Raw genomic sequence first — 18,013 nt, 5'->3', positions numbered from 1 at the left:
CCTAGTTACAGCAGCTTGCCACCCGCGTTGGCCTATCACCCATTGCGTTTAATCTGGCTAACTCTTGTTCAATAAAAATCGGCTCATTCACAACCGTGGCAGTAATTGTTTGTTTCATCCATTTAGGCAGCGTTGGATTGAGCGAGTAAAACACCCATTGCTGGTGTTTTCTATCCGATAGAATTCCTGTTTTTCTGAGCTGTGCAAGGTGACGAGATACTTTAGGTTGGCTTTCTTCATCTAGTGCTACCATCAGTTCACAGACGCAAACTTCCTTTTCTACAGCAATTATGAGTAGTGTCTTTAGACGAATATCGTCAGCAAGTGCTTTGTAAAAAGTAGTTGGTGTGATTGGGGCTGGCTTTTGCTTTTCGTTTATCAGCAAAAACATTTTGATCCGCTCGTTTAATTCTTGCAGTGTTTTTTCAAACGGATTGGCTTCTGGACGTGTGCGAGGCTCAGGAAAATCCCATGCAAGTAAGTTAGTGCCATTGATTCGGTTATCACACTCTTTCGCGGCTTTGTCACATAGAGTAATAACAAAGTCGAAATGGATATTGGCCACTTCATCAAGGTGTTTTGAATGTAAACCTTCCGTTTGCAGCCCAAAGTGCTCAATAGCTAGTAAAGTCCTGCTATCGACACCACATGGTTCTGTGCCAGCGCTGTATACCTCGTATTCATCTTTTCCATGATGCTTTAATAGCGCTTCGGCCATGATGGATCTGGCTGAATTTTCTGAGCATAAGAAGAGAACTTTCATAAGTAAGTCCATAATAAATTTATTATATAATAATTTTGTTATGTAAGTTGTGCAACCGCAATCTTTAAAAAGTAATAGTAATTGCGTTAGATGATTGAGTGATTTTTGATAGGGGAGTGGCGTTAGTTGCACCGCTCTTGCGTCCTGCTACCGCAAAAGTACCTATACCCATATAGGCAAGGCAAAAATTTCCTTCAAGTTAATTCAATGGGCATAACTTGCTGGTAACTCGTATAAAAAGAGTAATGAGCCTAGGTTTGGTTACTTTGTGTTAAGCCACAGTGTTGTGCGGTTCGTTAGTTGGCAAGTGTGGATAGGTAAAACCCAAGCGCTGGGGCGCTTGGGTTTTCATCAATACGAAGATTAGTTTGTTTTTATCGCTTTATATTTGATAGTTACATTATAGTATGGGAATAGGCCGCGTAGACGGAAATTCCACTTACCTTCTGCTGGTTCATCAAACACACAGCTTTCCTCGCTGCCCCACTGGTAAGGACGGCAATCGTATTTGAAGAAGTTTGGCATTTTCTTGTGACGTACGTAAAGATCCGCTTCACCTCGACCTGTGATTGACACTTCTAGTTTATCAAAGCCCGCAGGTAGCTCGATAGAGCGGTGTTGCCACCAAAACCAGCCAGCAAGGCCTGTAAACTCGCCTTCGATAATTGTTGGCTCTTTAGCAAGGTTAAGGTCGATAACCACCGGATCATGATCTGATGCGCGATAAGCATGTGCTGCATAAAGGCTTGCTTTGTGTGTGTCAGACTTGTATTCCGTGTTGTAATCTAGCGCAACGGGTTCGTCGGCATTGATATGCCAGTCTGTCACAGACTTAACTTTTTCCATCATCGCACTTGAAGCAAAGGCATGATCTAAGCTCCCGATGCGTCCTTTATACACGTAAGAATAGTCTAAGCTATTACCGCGGAGCGTTTGCTTGATATTGGCGTAGCCATTCTCTACATAGGTATTGATTGGATCTTCCTGAGCGTAAGCATTCATATCACCCAAAATAATGACATCATCTTCTGCAACTCCTGTTGGGTTTGTATCAAGCCAAGCTGACAGTGTATTTACTGCTGTGACTCGAGTTTGATTCCAACAACCTTGCCCATCATTTTGGTCTTGATCTAATCCCTCTGCTTTTGAGCAGCTACCTTTTGAGCGTAGATGTGCCATCACAACAGTGAAGACTTCTTCGCTGCTTTCATCTTTGAAAGTTTGCACCACAGGTGGACGGTTACCATAGTCAAATGGTACGGCTTCAGTAAATGCTGGCGTGCCAACTTCAGATACCTTGTTACTACGATAGATGATCCCTGATGTAATCGCGTCGCCACCGACTTGGTCCACATTGAGATTTACAAAGGCATAAGTGTTAGCAGAGTCAGCCGCATTTAGAGCATTAACGAGGTCGGCAATGGCACTAAACTCACCAAAGCCATCATTTTCTACTTCAAGTAGACCAATGATATCAGCATCGAGCGCTGAAATTGCAGCAACCGTTTTCGCTTTTTGACGCTCAAATTCTTCTAAGTTATCGGCACCACGAGGTGTTGGGAAACCTGCTCCTTGGCCGTCACCATTGAAGTAGTTCAATACGTTAAAGCTGGCAATACGTAAGTCTCCACGCTCTTCTACTTGAGGCGCATCTGTACGTAGATTAGTATGCACAAAGTTTGGTGTTGTGGTTGGATGAATACGGTACTGGCTATAACCATAACCCATTACCCCTTCAAGGCCAGTCACTGAATCGCCCAAACGCAGTGTGTTATAGGCGTCTAGTGTTGGTGAAGGGTAAGGAATGACAGCAGGGTTTTGTACTGATGAACCATCATCTAATAAAATTTCTTTGCGTTTGTTTTCAGCTTCGTGCTGGTTCGCCGCATCACCCGGTGTTGCCACTTGTGTGCTTTGATATAAGCGCTCGGTGCCTAAGCGTACTTCCCCGTAGCGTGACAGCCCGTATGTATCGTTAACCACTAACTCATTTGAAATCGAAACTAGCATGCCTTCGTAGGCTTCAAGACCATTTTCGGCAGGTAATGTTACCGACGTAGCTGGAACGGTTGCTGAACCACATAACTCGATTGCGTTCACGTTAACCAGCTGAGTTTGGCCATACTTTTCTTCGACTTTACCGCGTAATTTAACTACATCACCCGTGCTTACTGGGGTTTGTGTATATACAACGAAAATGCCTTCTGACGTATTTTCGTCAGCGTCATAGTCTGCGTTTTCTTCTTGAATAAAGAAACCGCCAAGCCCTGTATCTGATTGCAGGCTTGAAGTAACAACCGCTTGAATTTCAACTGTTTCTCCAGCAAGTGGACTTGCATCTCCCGCGCCTTGAATAGCACTAATTAGGGTATTATTCTCGCCACAAATAACCGGCTCTGGCTCAGGTACGTCACCGCCATTAATGTGTACACCTAGGTTACTAAAGTCGTTTTTCGCGAGCACTTGCCATTGTCCGGCACCAACAAATGCAGAAGTTGCATCGGTACGCCCGGTTGTTATTGCGGGATCTCTGACAAGCGTTTTATCTTTTGTTCTAATATCGCCATCAATCCACTCACTTCCTGGGTCTACACCTAATTGTCCTAAGCTGTCTATCACTTCGTTGTTTAATGTCAGGGTGATGGCATCGTCACCGTTAAAAAAACTGCTACTGCTGATAAGCTGCGCCTTGGCAAGTATCTCTGAAGCGGCATCTGAGTGAGCAATCACATACGTCGACTTTGCTGCTAGTTCGCCACTGAGTTCGATATTGGTGCGTGCTTCTGTTGCGCCATTAAAGAAGAAATTAACAGAGTAACCAGTAAGATCGACTGCTTCTTCACTACCATTGTAGAGCTCAATGGCTTTGTTATAACTGCTGCCTTCAACGTACTCTGAAATGATGACTTCTGCGTGTGCATTGAGGCAAGCTAATGCAATAGCTGAAGCAAGGATAGATTTTTTAATCATTTTTTATTTTCCCGTGTATTAGAATTTGCCGAACTATTATTCGGACGCAGTATTTTAAGCACTATTGATGACAATTCAATTAAACTTCACGATTTGTTTACGTTGGTTTACATTAAATTGTCTATTGAAGGACAAAAGTCGTTGAATTTTATGCCATATTCAAACCTTGCCTATGAACGAGTATGTGTTTGTTTCGCGATATAAGGGGTGTGCTATATTCAACTAGGGGTGGAGCAAATTCTTATAGCAAAGTTATCAGTTAATTTAGTTTGAAAGTGAAGGTGGGAGAGCATAAACATGGCGATGAAGAGTTTAAGGCAGTCATGCCTCCTGTTTATTGCCCTGTCATGCACATCATCGGCAAATGATGCCATCGTGGGAGCACATAATGTTTGGCCTCCCTATGTCATTGATGAATATTCCGGTTTTAGCGTAGATTTAGTTCGCGCGGCTTTTAAAGCCGAGAATCAAGACTTTGAAATGCTCACTATGCCTTTTAGTCGAGCCATGCGAATGGTTGAGAAAGGGCCGGTAGATATCATCCCCGCTTTATGGCGTTCGAAGAGTCGCGATGAACGTTTTATTTTTAGCAATGCTTATTATCGCAATCGGCTGGTACTTATTTCACGTCCAGAGCCAAGTATTCACTTTAAAGAGCTGAATGACCTTAAAGGGTTAAGCGTATGTGCTATTCGGGGTTTTCGCTCTGAAATTGCGCTCGCTAAGCTCCCACAAATACGCTTAGAAAAGCTCCCAAACTTAACTTCCTGTTTGTTACTTCTCAGTAAAGAGCGAGTAGACGCTGTAGTAAGCGACGAGCTTGCTTTTATATATTTACAATCTCAACATACCGAATTTCTTAGTTTCAACGTACATCAACCGACCATAGCACAATGGCCGCTTTACATAGGTGTTAGCAAATCTCATCCGGAAGCAAAAGAAATGATTGAACTGTTCAATAAGGGTTTGATACAACTGCAGAAAAACGGTATTTACGAGGCAACACTTAAAAAGTACCAATTAGATGACTAACCATGTGCTCGTCTTTTGCTCGGTCTTTTTTCGTAGAAAAGGTGGGCGGTTGTAACTAACCTGAGGTTTGGATAACAAATTAGCTAACTCATTGGTTTTTAATTATATTAAATTGTTTCCTTATTTGGCCAGAGAGTTTTAGTGCTGACTGCTAGAAAGGCGTTGATTATCCAAAGCTTAGGTTAATTAAGTAAAGTTGCTGAGGTGCGTTAGCTTACCAAGGTTGAAGCATGACAAGCGCTAAGCTGAACCACAGCAACCATAAGATCAAGACTGGTTGCTAGTCGGTAGGCGCTGCTTGTTTATCATCATTTCTAATAGGTACGAAATACTGGTATCAAAGTCTTGATACGCTGAGCCAAACTCTAAGCGCAATTGAGCTTGCAATGATCCAGGGATCTTTGTTGGCGCAGTACCTTTAGCTAGTGCTTCACGTACTGCATTCCAGGCAACAGTTAAAAATTGAATATCTCTAGAAACAGATTTTACTGAGGTATTTTCGCCGTGCCCGGTTAGCACAATGAGAGGGTCTAATTGCTCCAATTCCTTGAGCGTCGAAATGAGGTGGGTGACGTTACCTCTAGGCGTCATTATGGGTATAAAGTTGGAGTTTACTACGTCACCTCCAATGAGAATGCGTTGCTTGGGTAGCCAAAGCATAACGTCACCCGGTGAATGGCCATTGTTGGCAAGCACAAATTTGACTTCAGTATTACCAAAAGTACGAGTATGCTGATGTAAAATTGTTGAGGTAGGTATGGCGAGTTTGCTCTGACCTGTTGCGCCTTTAGTCATATTAAAAAAGGCTTCAACATCAACGGGGCCGTCGCTTTTCATCGTCTCAGCAGACAAGGAAGTTGAGATAAGCTCTACGCCGAGATTTGCAAAAGCAGCATTGCCAAGCCAATGATCGGCATGGCTGTGAGAGTTGACTAGCCAACGAATTGGCTGATCGGTTACCCGTTTAACTGCTGCGATGATAGCGCTACCAATTTGCTGTGATGAGCCTGAGTCGAACACTAAAACACCGTCTTTCGTAACGATAAAGTGGCTGTTTGAATTCCAACCTTTATTCTCAGCAGTTGGTCTGCCATAAAAGGGAGAGATTACGCTATAGACATTATTTGAAACCTCAACCGCTTTTAAGTCAAGCGATTGAGGTTGTGCACCGACGTGAGCACAAAAGAGCCCTATAATTATAAGCCCTGATCTGATTCGATTTAGCATCGTTTACCCATACTTTTATTATTGTTTATAACGGTACTTGAAGCTTGGCACTTCAAATGCTCTGTTGAAACTAACATGTTGGTCAAAATGAGTTCAAGCGCCTATGTTGGTTAAAGTGTAAGCAAGCGTGTCGCACGATTAAAACTCGCTTTTTAACCGCAGATCATGGTTCGTTAGTCAATCTAGATGAACTTATGCATACGTATTCAGTGGATCGTTTAACTCAGAAATCTATATTGTTAATCTTATGTGAATGAGAGGCGCAATAATGAATAATACAAAACGAAACCAAATTGCAGCTACTGCACTGTTAATGTCTAGCTGTGTGATCTCTGCTCAGGCGGCCGAAGGTGAACCGACAACGTTCGTTCATTTATTCGAATGGTCATGGGCGGATGTCGCAACAGAATGCGAAACGTTTTTAGGGCCAAAAGGCTATGCGGCAGTACAAGTATCACCGCCGAATGAGCATATTACAGGGGAGCCATGGTGGACGCGATATCAGCCTGTAAGCTACGAGATTGTGAGTCGTGGTGGCAGTCGAGCAGAATTCGCTGATATGGTGGCGAGATGTAAATCAGCAGGCGTAGATATTTATGTTGATGCTGTTATAAACCATATGGCTCATGGCAGTGGTACAGGAGTCGCTGGCAACACATTTGGTGATAAACAATACCCAATTTATGGTCCACAAGACTTTCACGAAACTTGTGCCATAAACGGCGAAGATTATGGTAATAACGCTTGGCGAGTGCAGCATTGTGAGCTTGTTGGTTTGCATGATCTAGATACCGACGCAAGCTATGTACAAAATACACTAGCGGGGTTTTTGAACGATTTATTATCGATGGGAGTTGCTGGATTTCGCTTGGATGCGAGTAAGCATATGCCAGCAAGTGATATTGCTGACGTGCTGGCTAAATTGAACAAACCGGCACTGGTGTTTCAAGAAGTGATTGATCAAGGCGGTGAAGCGGTTTCTGCTTCTGAATATCATCAAAATGGGTTGGTTACTGAGTTTAAATACAGCATTAAACTGAGCGATACATTCAAACAAGGCAAGTTGGCTTGGTTAAAAAGCTTTGGTGAGGCTTGGGGGATGATGCCAAGTTACCAAGCGGTGGTATTCACGGACAACCATGATAATCAACGGGGGCACGGTGGCGCCGGCTCTATCGTTACCTTCCATGATGGCAAGCTATATGATTTGGCAAATGTATTTATGTTGGCATTTCCATATGGTTATCCAAAAGTGATGTCGAGCTATGAGTTTAACGGCGATACCGATGCTGGTGGTCCTGCTATTCCAGTTCACCAAAACGGCCAACTCAACTGTAATAGTCAGCAGTGGCAGTGTGAGCATCGTCGCCCCATGATTGCAGGTGCGATGCAATTTAGAAATCACACCACAGATGACTGGACAGTCACCAATTGGTGGGATAACGGTAATAATCAAATCGCTTTTTCACGAGGTAACTTGGGTTTTGTTGCCATCAACCGCGAGTCTGCAAGTTTTGATCAACGTTTGCAAACCGGTCTTTCGGCTGGAACTTACTGTGATGTACTAAGCGGAGGTATTGAGTCTGAACGATGCCTTGGAAGCACTGTAGAGGTGGATACAAATGGCTATGCTCAAGTGCACATAGCGCAATGGATGCGCTGGCTATTCACCACCAAAGCAAGCTCACCGAACCGCCACAACAGGGTGATTGGCAACGTACACTGGTTTTTATTAAGGCGCAAACTCAAGCGGGCCAAGACATGTTTGTTCGTGGAGGCCTAGACCATGCGGCGGCATTGTTACGAGGCATTGATTGTGACCTAGATCCTGCGCGCTGTAGTATACCAATTAAGCATCTAAATATGCGAAATAGTACGACAGCTCCTTGGAAAATAGGTGATGCAAAACTCGATTGGTCTGCCACAGAAAGTGGACAGGCACCGGATTCTGCCGGAACCCCTCTTGACTGGACAACTAACGCTTGGCCCGCGGATTGGGGAGAACAAAAGGACTATGACATTAATGGCTATGGTGTTACGCCATTGAATCAATGGGGAGCACATTATTGGTTGCTGGACGTCGAAATGGACTGTAGTAGTACCTTTAGCGGTTGGTTTGAAGTGAAAGCGTTTATTAAAAATGGCCAAGGCTGGGAGGGCGATATCAACCAGCAGAATACACCTTACAAGAGTAATAATCATTTTGCTCAATGTGGTAAGTTAACTGTTTTAGAGTTTGGCAGTGATTCGGTATTTAGTACGCCACTTTAATTTAGTAGCGCAATAAACCTTTTAAAACTTTCAAGATACTGTATACCAAATTTGGTATGCAGCATCTTGCCAAAAAATAGCCAAGTATTTTTTTAAGAGTATTCTAAGGACACCCACCTCAAATCTATGCAGTTACGGAATTACTAGGACAGCCATTTCAAGTCTTCCCCAAGAATTACTGAGACGAATTACTGAGACACCCACCTCAAATCTATATAGTTAGAGATAAGCTTACGTTTGATTATTCACCTGTGTGCTGAGGGGCACTTTTTTATACAACAAAGTAAAGTAATACCTCAAACTGCATTATTGATGTATCTGTCTCGTTATAAGAATAAAAAACACCCGAAACAATCAAATTTTTAACAATAAAAGCATATAAAACAACAAGTTGATATAGATCATAAAAGGAGTTTGCTGGTGTGTTGTCAGCGCTGTCATTGGGAATTATTATCAATTTGTTGTCGACGGATGGGCCCATTTTTGTACTGGCAACATACCCTCAATGAGATTAAATAAGGAAAATTGACAATGAATAAGTTACGTTTTGCTCTATCCCTGGCTGCGACTCTTGCTTCTGCAAGTAGCATGGCTCTGCCTAATCAAGCACATGACATTGATGGATTTGAGCGGGTAACGGAATACAAAAATGGGCCTGTGGCAACGGCGATTCTCGCAAGTGAATTTGCTCACAACCTTAAAATTGATTTGCATCCGCGCAGTGAAGGTGATTCTTGTAGCTACGGCAATGTTTATCATCACACCTCTGGTGTACAGATAGCACATGCAGATGTACATCCTCTTTCTGGCCAAGGCTTTATTCAACAAGCGACAGCGGAAATCCCTGAGCAGTATTTAACCGAAAATAAACGCGTTGAAATTGCTTGTACTAGTGCTTCGGGTGAGCAATATGATGTTTATGTTAACGTGCCTGGGGCCCCAATTGTGCAATGGGAGCTAGCAGCGGAGCCAGCCGGTGAGTTTGTGCACCGTCCAAATACTTACGGTTACCACAGTGCATATCAGGTGCAAAGCCACTTGAGTGTGAACAGCCAAAGCAATAGCGGGCGTTGTACAACGTTGTCTAATAGAGGTGTTGAGCTAGGTTTGTTCCACGGCGAAAGCGGTAAGGGACCATTTCACTCTGATGTATTTATGACAGATATTACGGTAGACAACTCGCAAGCAGGGCAACCGGTTTTATATCAAATCATTGAGTGCGAAAATGCCGCGGGCAAAACACTTGCTGTCAAAGTACTCTCATTAACTAACCCAAATAGTATTTATGTGGTTCACGAGGAACTCGTCGTCAAATAAAATGACATGATCAAGGGCACAGCATAGGTTGTGCTCTTTTGAGTTTAACACTCGCTTACCTTGGTCTCCTTCCTAGCCTGGCGTATTTGACTTAAGCCGGACTTATTCTTTTTGAGTGCAAACCTGATTGTGCTTGGTATAGATTTACCAAGTGACTATGTAAAGGTTACATACGAAACCCTTACTATCTTTGTTTATATACATTAAATCAGATAGTTAGTATTTGGCATTCGTCCTGCAATGTACTTCATAAGTAATATTGAAAGGAGTGAACCGCGATGAAAGAACAAGCTATTTATGTTGCGATATTGGCAACTGATGGATTTGAACAAAGTGAACTTATTGAACCCAAGTTAGCGTTAGAACACGCTGACTTTAAGGTCGACATTGTTTCTCCAAAACAAGGAAAAATTAAGGCTTGGCATGAAGAAAACTGGGGAGAAGACGTAGCAGTAGACGTCACATTAGACCAAGTGAACTCACACAAGTACTCAGCTTTAGTCTTACCTGGTGGCCTCGCAAACCCAGATGAACTAAGACAGAATGCAGCAGCTATTCGATTTATTCAGACATTTTCTCAACCTCATAACAAGCGGCCAATTGCTGCAATTTGTCATGCTCCATGGTTACTAATTGAAGCACAGCTAGTCGCCGGGCGGATGCTAACGTCCTTTTCTAGCATTAAAACAGACTTGAGTAACGCTGGTGCTGATTGGGTTGACCTAAAAGTCGCAGTAGACGATAACCTGATCACCAGCCGTAGCCCTGCAGATCTAAATGTTTTTAATGAAGCGTTAATTGATGCGTTAAACGCGCACACTTCAAGCTAACAACGATTAATAAGATAAGGAGAATAGTATGTCAGATATTAGCAATACATTCTGGGAAGCACTTGATCATAGTCCTAACTTGATGATTGGGTTAACTGAAGACGACAACCACCACGAACCAATGAGAGCACAGCTAGATAAAGAAGCCCATGGTGAATTTTGGTTTTTTACTCATAAAACGAACCGGATCGCAAAGTGCGGTAAGGCAACGGCTCAGTTTTCAAGTAAGGGTCATAATGTATTTGCCTGTATTCGCGGGAACCTAGTTGAAGAAACGCGGCAACATATCAAAGACAAGCATTGGTCAAAGCAAACGCAAAGTTGGTTTGAAAAGGGTAAAGAGGACCCGGATCTCATTATGCTGCGTTTTGAACTCGACGACGCAGAAATATGGCATGTGAACCCTGATCTCAGTGGCTTATTAAAGTTAGCCGTTGGTAAAAACGTAGAAGCTGATGAAATGGGCGAGAGAAAAGTTATTAGTTTTAAATAGGCCACGATTTTAATAATAACTTAACGATATTTAGGATCAGTAAAGTTTGGGAGGTGTTGACTAGTTTTATGGTTAAATCCCTAAGCGGCCTGACAACTAATTTACTGATCCTTGTCATCATTTGCTGAGTGTTTAATTCTAAAGCCCCAAATAGCTATTAGCCCAATGGCTATTGGATATAAACCGTACAGGCGTTCCCAACCGTCAAACTTGAAGAGTGTTTCGCCAATTCCTCTGCCTACTTCACCAAAAACTAAAATAACCAACCCTGATAATATCGCAAGGCCAGCCACTATATATACAATAACAAGCTCTTTATTCATCTATACAAGTCCTAACTGGTTATGAAATGTAAATGGCACTACAAAGTAGTGCCATTTTTACAAAGCAGACAATCCTTATTTTTTGTCGACGTTATCACTAGACTCTTTTTCCCTACTGTTTCGTAAGTCGTCTTGGCTGGTTGCCTTGATGACTTTATTCAGTAGGCCTTGAGCCTGTTGTGATGCAACAACCTCGAAGCTATAAGTCTTTTTAACGCCAGGAGTCAAATCAGTTCCACTACGCGGCGATCCCGATAAGTTAGTTACACCAGTGAAGGAAATTGAGTAAGTACCAATCGAGTCAGGCGCTTCAATACCAAGCAATAATGCTGAATGAACACCTACTTTTAACTCCGGATTATAAGTATCGCAGTAATCACTGTTATTGGCGTACATAGTACCAGTATACAAGCCATCTACGTACAAGGCGAAAGCATCATCTTTTGCTCCACCATTATCACACACTGTGATTGAGACATCACCTTTCACAACTTCATATTGCAAGCTATTTGAAGGGGCGCTCCAGACGCCATCCTGTTTTACGCGTGCAATTACGTCATAGACTCCAGAGTCAAGAGAAGTTGGAATGATAACAGATACACTTGATTCACTGGCTGCGAAGATCAATGCTTTTTCACCGCCGATAGTGACTTCGTTATTGGCTAAGACCGTATCAAACCCTGTACCGTAGATGGTAGCGGTAATGCCTGTTCCACCAGAATCAGGTGAGATAGAAGAAAGCTCAAGTTGTCCTGTAATTGCAATTGCATCTTCTTTTACCACCTTGGCATCAGGAGTATCAACAGGGTGGTGGATCTCAATATCTAAAGGACCATTTGTATTCTCATCTAAGAACCAACCGGGCACAGTAATACGCATTGATTGGCCATCAGTACTAATGCTCTCAACCTTGACTGTGGCACGGAGGTTATCTTGGTCTATTACAGTCACTCTTGGCTCTAGATAGTGCTCAAAGGGCCACCAGTTTCTTTGTATCTTCGTGAATCCAGTACCAGTTACTTCAAAGGTTTTGTCAGTGCCGTCTGCTAAAACTTTACTAGGTTGAGCTGCTTCAATTGATAAAGGAAATTTTACATTGAAGTGTATTGCGCTATCGGTGCCACCTATATCAACAATCGCTTTTGCTACGTTAGCTCCCTTGTTTACATACCCGGCCACTTCAGCTGCAAGTGCTATTTGCCCCACGCCTGGCACAAATTTCGCGCCAATTTTTGCAGCAATTTTTGCTAGTATTTTCTCAGCAGCATCTTTACCCATTTTCTTAGCGAGAGCGGTGGTGATAGGTCCCGGTGGTACGCTTGCAATATCTTGCCAAAGTAGGTCTATAAGCGATTTAACAGATCCTTTTACATCTCCATCAATTGCTTTTGTTACCATAATATCAACAAGCCCTGGGGCGTTATTCCAAAGAATCTTAACGAAATCATCTTCGGGAAGCGGCAGTACCTCCTCTAAAATTGGCCATGCAATCCTTTCAACAACAGTCCTAAAGTAAAGTTTAATCCAAACATCCCTAGCTGGAATGCGAACAGGATTAAAGTCACCTCTAATACCAGGAGATATTACCTCTACTATGGCATTTCTACCCGATGGATCCTTGTATTGCGTAGTCGATGCCCAAAATAGTAGACCATAACCTTGTGGTCCAGCCATACCAGACAACCCTGAGATATGATTTTGTAGAACTGTTCCATCAGATGCTGTAATTTTCACCGAAAGGTATAATTGCGAATCATTTTCTACAGCAACATCGCCGCTGTCATCATATTCGTAAACTTTTATGTCTTGTGCCTCCGACGGGGTGACCGTCGCTGGATCGCCAAATAGCCCCTGAAGAGAGACGTTTTGCGGGGTGAAGTTATTGTTGTCGAGAATGTTGGCAATAGTCCCTGATGCCGTGATCATTGCTGCCTCTAAAGCGTTCATTATCGCGTTATTTTGGGCACTAATAGCTTGAGGATCCGTTGATAGCTCTGTTGCTAAAACTGCGCTCAATGCTTCCACGTCTTCCAGAGAAGCTAAGCTATCGTATATAGCCTGATAAGCATTGCTAGGCGCAAGTTGTTCTACTCCCAAGCCATTCCAAACTAAAGCGATAGCCGTTGAATCTACGCTTAACTCAGTCGTTAGCTGAGATGGAAAAACTATACTTGCTAAATACATGCTATAAGCTGGGTTATCTTCCGTAGCTCCATCATTAAGTCTCAATGCCGTAATCGTGGTTGGTTTGGTAATTGCTGCGTCGGTGTTAAAACTGCCGTCAGCATTTGCCATGACCTCTTCTGTGGGTAAAAGAGATACATCTAATTTAGTCATATCCACATTAGGGTTTGGAGAGATAATTTGACCTGTGATTGATCTACTCAAACTTAACCACAGCATGTTTGAGGTACCTTGGGCACTGGTCACAGAAACATAACCAGAGGTCGCATTATTTGGTAAATCTAGCGTAAGTGTATTTTGGTCGCCAAAAGCATTGTCGACAACAGAGCTTGCTCCTTTAAATTCAATATTTAACTCTGCTGCAAGGTTTTCCCCAACTAAAGTGACTTGTCTGCTTTGTTTGTCAAAGCTCACTTCACTTAATATTGGTAGTTGTAGCGTTTTGATCTGTAATGGTGTCGCGCCACTTCTTTTTCCGTCTGCAGCTAGGTAAAACTCTACTAAACCTGCTTCTAAGTTATCAGGGCAAATAAACTCAGCAACATTATCAGTAACAGCGTTTGCGGTCTGTAATTCTGCACCATCCAATGTGTTAAATACCGCTTGTATTTGATTTGCATTATTAGGCCCATTTAACATGGTAACCGCGAGACTATCACCAGCTACACACAAGTCCTCAATATTTTTACTTGTATTAATAACTTGGGTTACTAGAAGAGAGTCGGCAATGGCTAAGTTCTCAGCGCCAGGAGCCATAAGTGCTACATTATAGGTGGTGAGTGACTCGTCGTTATCTTTAAGGCCATCGTTATCATTATCTAAGTCGATGTAATCAGGAACCCCATCTCCATCGGTATCTTTTGGATCTATTGGGTTTTCCCCTGCCTGTTCGCTGTCATCAGCAAATGCGGTGTTGTCACTACTGATATCAACAAAGTTAGGGGCGTTGTCAGAGTCCGCATTGTTAAGTTGCTCTCTTTGTGCAGCATTAAGTGCTGGTTTTTCGTCTTCGGTATAAAACTCAACTCTGTCTGGGATCAAGTCTCCGTCTGAGTCCATATCCCACCATGGAGGCAGAGCATCACCATCTTGATCTTTATTAGTTTCCCAGTCTGCTTTCACAAACTGGAACTCTACATAGTCAGGAATACTGTCTCCATCACTATCAGCTGAAAGTTCGTTACTATCGATGGCTTGTTCTAGAGCATTCGACAAGCCATCCATATCTGTATCTGCAAAAATATCGGTGCGATAGGTCCAATCTTGGCCACTGTTACCATTACCATCTGTGATAATGAGGTAATAGTTACCAGCGCTGGGAACAGAGAATCCGATACCGGTTGTGCCAGAAGTCGACACAAAGTTTGTTCTAGTGGTTGGAAGCGCTGCACCTGCGGCAGAAATAATGGTTAATGATGCTTGCATATTTGGGTTATCAGCGTGTAGCACTGCTGAATAGATCCCTTCATCTAACGTTACTTGATAGTAATCAAGATCTGGGCCGGAAACCGAGTATATTGCACCCGAGACTTTTATTGGCACTGCTCCTGCATTCTCACTGACAGAAATACCATCGTTATTATTGTTTCCATTAGGTTCAGTTGATTCAGAATATAGGTTAGCAAGGGTTTTAGCTGCGTCTAATGGGAAGTCGTCTTCAACGTCAATTACTCCATCATTATCAACATCAGTTTGATAGAAATTACCTATACCGTCCGAGTTTAGATCGTTATGGCTGGCTTTATCATCCGGGAAAATATCACTGGCGTTCAAAAAGCCATCACCATCTCGGTCTGGGTCATTTGCGTCAACGATACCATCACCATCGTTATCTTCGATTAGAGTTATCGTTACTTCATCTGAAGCAGTAACACCTTGTCCATTATCTACGGACACTTGTAACTGGTATTCGCCAGCGGTATCAGCATAAAAGCCAGTCGACGGTGTGCTATCACTAGTTAGTTGATATTGACTATTTTCAGGGGCGGTTAGTACTTGCCAACTGAAAGTGCTTCCAGAGCTGGCACTACCGTCAAGAAAGATAAGCTCATGGCTATTAGGGTTTGCGAAGTTTTGAGCAACGGCTCCAGTTCTATCGATACCCGCTGATGCGACGGCATCGGGGTTTTTTTGTACCACTGTTATAACAATATTGTCGCTAGCTGAGAGCGCTTCTGAATCAGACACTGTTGCCTTAAATTCCAACTGTAGATTATCGCTTGCAAGAACAGTAGGGGCTGAAAAGGTTGCCTGAGCTTGGTCTGCGTTAGCTAACGTTAATTCCGGGCCTGATACCTGCTCCCAGTTAATTGACTGAATATTGTCATCTGGGTCAGTAGCCGTAGCGGATAGGGTTACCTCTTCACCCGAAAAGACGGTTTGGTCTTGCCCTGCATTAGCTGTTGGTGCCTTATTAACATTGGCGACAGTAATAACCACAGTATCTTGGGCTGAATCATCGTCATCATCTTTAGCCTCAAAACTAAAGGTGAGTTTTGTATCAGCTGTTACCTCAGGTGCTACAAACTCAGCAGTAGCATTGTTTGCATTTGTAAGCGTTACATCAGGGCCACTTACTTGCTTCCAGATCACACTGGCGATTTCACCATCCGTGTCATTAGCTGTACCAGTCAATGTAGCAGTTGTATTTTCATTAACTGTAGCATCAGTTCCGGCGTTGGCTGTCGGAGCTTTATTTTCAACAGGGGGGGAAGTTGGGGGAGAATCATCGTCATCATCACTACCACAGGCTGTGATAAACGTGGCAGCAAAGAGCACAATTGCGATTTTTCTCAGAGAAAGTGCGCAATTATTGTAATATCGAGCAAACATGGGGCCTCCATTCTTGTTTGTATGGCGAGCAAATAAATAAAATTTGCTCGGCCAGTTTGGCGTTAATCATCCCTGACGTACCACTTAAAACTACAATACCAATACTTCCATATCGCTATACGTGCTTTGACAAGCACATCAACAACAGCGACTAACCTAAACTTTATGTGTTAGGAGTTTGCAATTAGCAACTACCCTAAATTTTAGGTTTGATGGTATCAAAGATCTCTCGTCAAAAATGACTTCAACCTCTAACCAGTCAAAAACTGAGGATTAAGTATTACTGCTAATTTCAGGTTTGTAAAATTTAATAATAGATTATTTATTTAAACCTCTATATTTCTGGACATGTGCTCAGGCTGTGACAACAATGAACACTAGTCTAAAAATTAAGCTGTTATACCTCATTCTGGAGTAGTCTTTATGGCCGCCGAAAGTACCTTTGATAATTGGCAACATGCATTGTCTGCCAGTTATGAACAATTAATCAACCAACTGGTAACTCATACCCCTCAGTTACTAGGTGCGGCACTTTTGCTACTTTTGGGCTGGTTGGTAGCATGGCTCTTAAGTAAATTAACCGTATCCTTGCTCAAGCTATGCAATCGTGCGCTTGTAGGTATTAGTCAGCGCGTGCAAACAGAGCAAAAGCTGCAATTAAATCTAAAACATGCTCGGTTAATAGGCCGAACTGTGTTTTGGGTCACTATGATGTTTTTTATTGCCGCAGCCACCTCTAGTCTGGGGCTCAACTTCTTTAGTGAATGGATTTCTTCACTATTAAGATATTTACCAAACCTGTTAGCGGGTGTTTTCATTATTGTTGGGGGATATTTACTGGGAAATTTGGCCAGTGCGATGGCCAAGGCAGGCGCACAATCGATCGGATTTGCGCGAGTTGAGGTGGCGGGAAATATTGCCAAATTAGCGATTTTATTCACAGCGACAGTGATAGGAATTGAGCAGTTAGGGATTAACATTCAGTTTGTAACTAACATGGTTATTGTACTAACTGGCGTATTGTGCGCAGGCATAGCACTGGCTTTTGGACTAGGAAGTCGAGAGCTGATCGCCAATACGGTAGCGGCTAAACAAGTATCTCGTCATTGCCGTATTAACGACCAAATTGAAATAGCAGGGATCTCAGGGAGACTTGCAGAAGTTACCGCTACGATGTTGGTCATTGAAACGGAAAAGGGCAGAACCTTGGTGCCTGCGAGCCAGTTTATGCAGTGCTTTGCACATATCACTGCAATTCAAACTAGTTCATCAGACAAATAATAGGGGCGCTTATGTCAATGTTGAATCTTAAGGTCGCTCAACACTTTTTGCAACAGGAGCCCGCAGGAGCCGCCCGCTTACTATCTTTACAAGCACCAGATATCGCTGCTGAATTACTTAAAAGTCTAACTAATGAAGCTGCCTTAAATGTCCTTAAAATGATGCAGCCAAAAAGTGCAGCGGAGCTATTAGTGACGCAAACCGATGTTGATATTTCGCGCTGGTTAAGCAAAATGAAATTAGCAGACATCGCGGCCATATTGAGGCATTTACAAGAAAACCAGCAAGCCCGTTTACTCAATCTACTTTCGGTACGAAAGCAAACGCTGTGCAAGATGCTCATTACCTACCCTGATTATACCATCGGAGCTTGGGTTGAAACGGATGTCTTAATTTTAGAAGAATCGATGACAATTGAGGAAGCATTACTTAGGCTTAAAAAGCGAGATTACATTAGCTTTGCTTTTACATATGTGGTTAACCAACATCG

Annotated in this window: 11 protein-coding genes and 1 pseudogene; 7 read left to right on the top strand and 5 right to left on the bottom strand. The window is 42.8% G+C overall.

Annotated features, from left to right (window positions below):
- Position 1: 1 nt before the first annotated feature.
- Entirely contained in the window at positions 2-763 is a 762-nt protein-coding gene (locus CEX98_RS03765; protein ID WP_099640837.1) for a metalloregulator ArsR/SmtB family transcription factor, read from the bottom strand.
- A 363-nt stretch (positions 764-1,126) separates the two neighbouring features.
- Positions 1,127-3,733, bottom strand: a complete 2,607-nt coding sequence (locus CEX98_RS03760; protein ID WP_099640788.1) for an ExeM/NucH family extracellular endonuclease — start codon at positions 3,731-3,733, stop codon at positions 1,127-1,129.
- A 297-nt stretch (positions 3,734-4,030) separates the two neighbouring features.
- Between CEX98_RS03760 and CEX98_RS03755 the strand changes: the two genes are divergently transcribed.
- Positions 4,031-4,765, top strand: a complete 735-nt coding sequence (locus CEX98_RS03755) for a substrate-binding periplasmic protein (protein ID WP_172439715.1) — start codon at positions 4,031-4,033, stop codon at positions 4,763-4,765.
- Between the two features lie 267 nt (positions 4,766-5,032).
- Here the strand turns inward: CEX98_RS03755 and CEX98_RS03750 are convergent, their stop codons facing one another.
- On the bottom strand, positions 5,033-5,992 hold the full coding sequence (locus CEX98_RS03750) for an MBL fold metallo-hydrolase (protein ID WP_099640787.1): 960 nt from the start codon (positions 5,990-5,992) through the stop codon (positions 5,033-5,035).
- Positions 5,993-6,260: 268 nt separating this feature from the next.
- Between CEX98_RS03750 and CEX98_RS03745 the strand changes: the two are divergent.
- The 4 genes and pseudogenes from CEX98_RS03745 to CEX98_RS03725 all read left to right on the top strand — a co-directional run bounded on the left by CEX98_RS03745 (position 6,261) and on the right by CEX98_RS03725 (position 10,903).
- Positions 6,261-8,263, top strand: a pseudogene (locus tag CEX98_RS03745) (alpha-amylase).
- 531 nt (positions 8,264-8,794) lie between these two features.
- On the top strand, positions 8,795-9,580 hold the full coding sequence (locus CEX98_RS03735; protein ID WP_099640785.1) for a hypothetical protein: 786 nt from the start codon (positions 8,795-8,797) through the stop codon (positions 9,578-9,580).
- 278 nt (positions 9,581-9,858) lie between these two features.
- On the top strand, positions 9,859-10,410 hold the full coding sequence (locus CEX98_RS03730; RefSeq protein ID WP_099640784.1) for a type 1 glutamine amidotransferase domain-containing protein: 552 nt from the start codon (positions 9,859-9,861) through the stop codon (positions 10,408-10,410).
- Positions 10,411-10,438: 28 nt separating this feature from the next.
- Positions 10,439-10,903 (top strand): pyridoxamine 5'-phosphate oxidase family protein, encoded by a 465-nt coding sequence (locus CEX98_RS03725; RefSeq protein WP_099640783.1) that lies wholly within the window; start codon positions 10,439-10,441, stop codon positions 10,901-10,903.
- A 101-nt stretch (positions 10,904-11,004) separates the two neighbouring features.
- Here the strand turns inward: CEX98_RS03725 and CEX98_RS03720 are convergent, their stop codons facing one another.
- On the bottom strand, positions 11,005-11,226 hold the full coding sequence (locus CEX98_RS03720) for a hypothetical protein (protein WP_099640782.1): 222 nt from the start codon (positions 11,224-11,226) through the stop codon (positions 11,005-11,007).
- A 75-nt stretch (positions 11,227-11,301) separates the two neighbouring features.
- The gene (locus CEX98_RS03715; RefSeq protein WP_099640781.1) at positions 11,302-16,242 is read right to left on the bottom strand and encodes an IPT/TIG domain-containing protein; all 4,941 of its coding nucleotides are present in this window, start codon (positions 16,240-16,242) and stop codon (positions 11,302-11,304) included.
- Between the two features lie 423 nt (positions 16,243-16,665).
- On the opposite strand from CEX98_RS03715, the gene CEX98_RS03710 reads away from it, so the two are divergent.
- Positions 16,666-17,523 carry a mechanosensitive ion channel family protein gene (locus CEX98_RS03710; protein WP_099640780.1) on the top strand — a complete coding sequence of 286 codons (858 nt, stop codon included), beginning with the start codon at positions 16,666-16,668 and terminating at the stop codon, positions 17,521-17,523.
- A gap of 11 nt (positions 17,524-17,534) precedes the next feature.
- Positions 17,535-18,013: magnesium transporter MgtE N-terminal domain-containing protein (locus tag CEX98_RS03705; RefSeq protein WP_143484316.1), on the top strand; the 479-nt coding region annotated here is incomplete at its 3' end.

Origin of the sequence: Pseudoalteromonas piscicida (assembly GCF_002744175.1) — a bacterium.
GTDB lineage: Bacteria > Pseudomonadota > Gammaproteobacteria > Enterobacterales > Alteromonadaceae > Pseudoalteromonas > Pseudoalteromonas piscicida_B.
The sequence above is the reverse complement of the archived record's forward strand: the minus strand, read 5'-3'. Positions and strand labels throughout refer to the sequence as shown.

Excerpts from the sequence above, each read along its gene's own strand:
- CEX98_RS03765 (WP_099640837.1), bottom strand. The coding sequence starts at position 763 with ATGAAAGTTCTCTTCTTATGCTCAGAAAATTCAGCCAGATCCATCATG.
- CEX98_RS03760 (WP_099640788.1), bottom strand. The coding sequence starts at position 3,733 with ATGATTAAAAAATCTATCCTTGCTTCAGCTATTGCATTAGCTTGCCTC.
- CEX98_RS03755 (WP_172439715.1), top strand. The coding sequence starts at position 4,031 with ATGGCGATGAAGAGTTTAAGGCAGTCATGCCTCCTGTTTATTGCCCTG.
- CEX98_RS03750 (WP_099640787.1), bottom strand. The coding sequence starts at position 5,992 with ATGCTAAATCGAATCAGATCAGGGCTTATAATTATAGGGCTCTTTTGT.
- CEX98_RS03735 (WP_099640785.1), top strand. The coding sequence starts at position 8,795 with ATGAATAAGTTACGTTTTGCTCTATCCCTGGCTGCGACTCTTGCTTCT.
- CEX98_RS03730 (WP_099640784.1), top strand. The coding sequence starts at position 9,859 with ATGAAAGAACAAGCTATTTATGTTGCGATATTGGCAACTGATGGATTT.
- CEX98_RS03725 (WP_099640783.1), top strand. The coding sequence starts at position 10,439 with ATGTCAGATATTAGCAATACATTCTGGGAAGCACTTGATCATAGTCCT.
- CEX98_RS03720 (WP_099640782.1), bottom strand. The coding sequence starts at position 11,226 with ATGAATAAAGAGCTTGTTATTGTATATATAGTGGCTGGCCTTGCGATA.
- CEX98_RS03715 (WP_099640781.1), bottom strand. The coding sequence starts at position 16,242 with ATGTTTGCTCGATATTACAATAATTGCGCACTTTCTCTGAGAAAAATC.
- CEX98_RS03710 (WP_099640780.1), top strand. The coding sequence starts at position 16,666 with ATGGCCGCCGAAAGTACCTTTGATAATTGGCAACATGCATTGTCTGCC.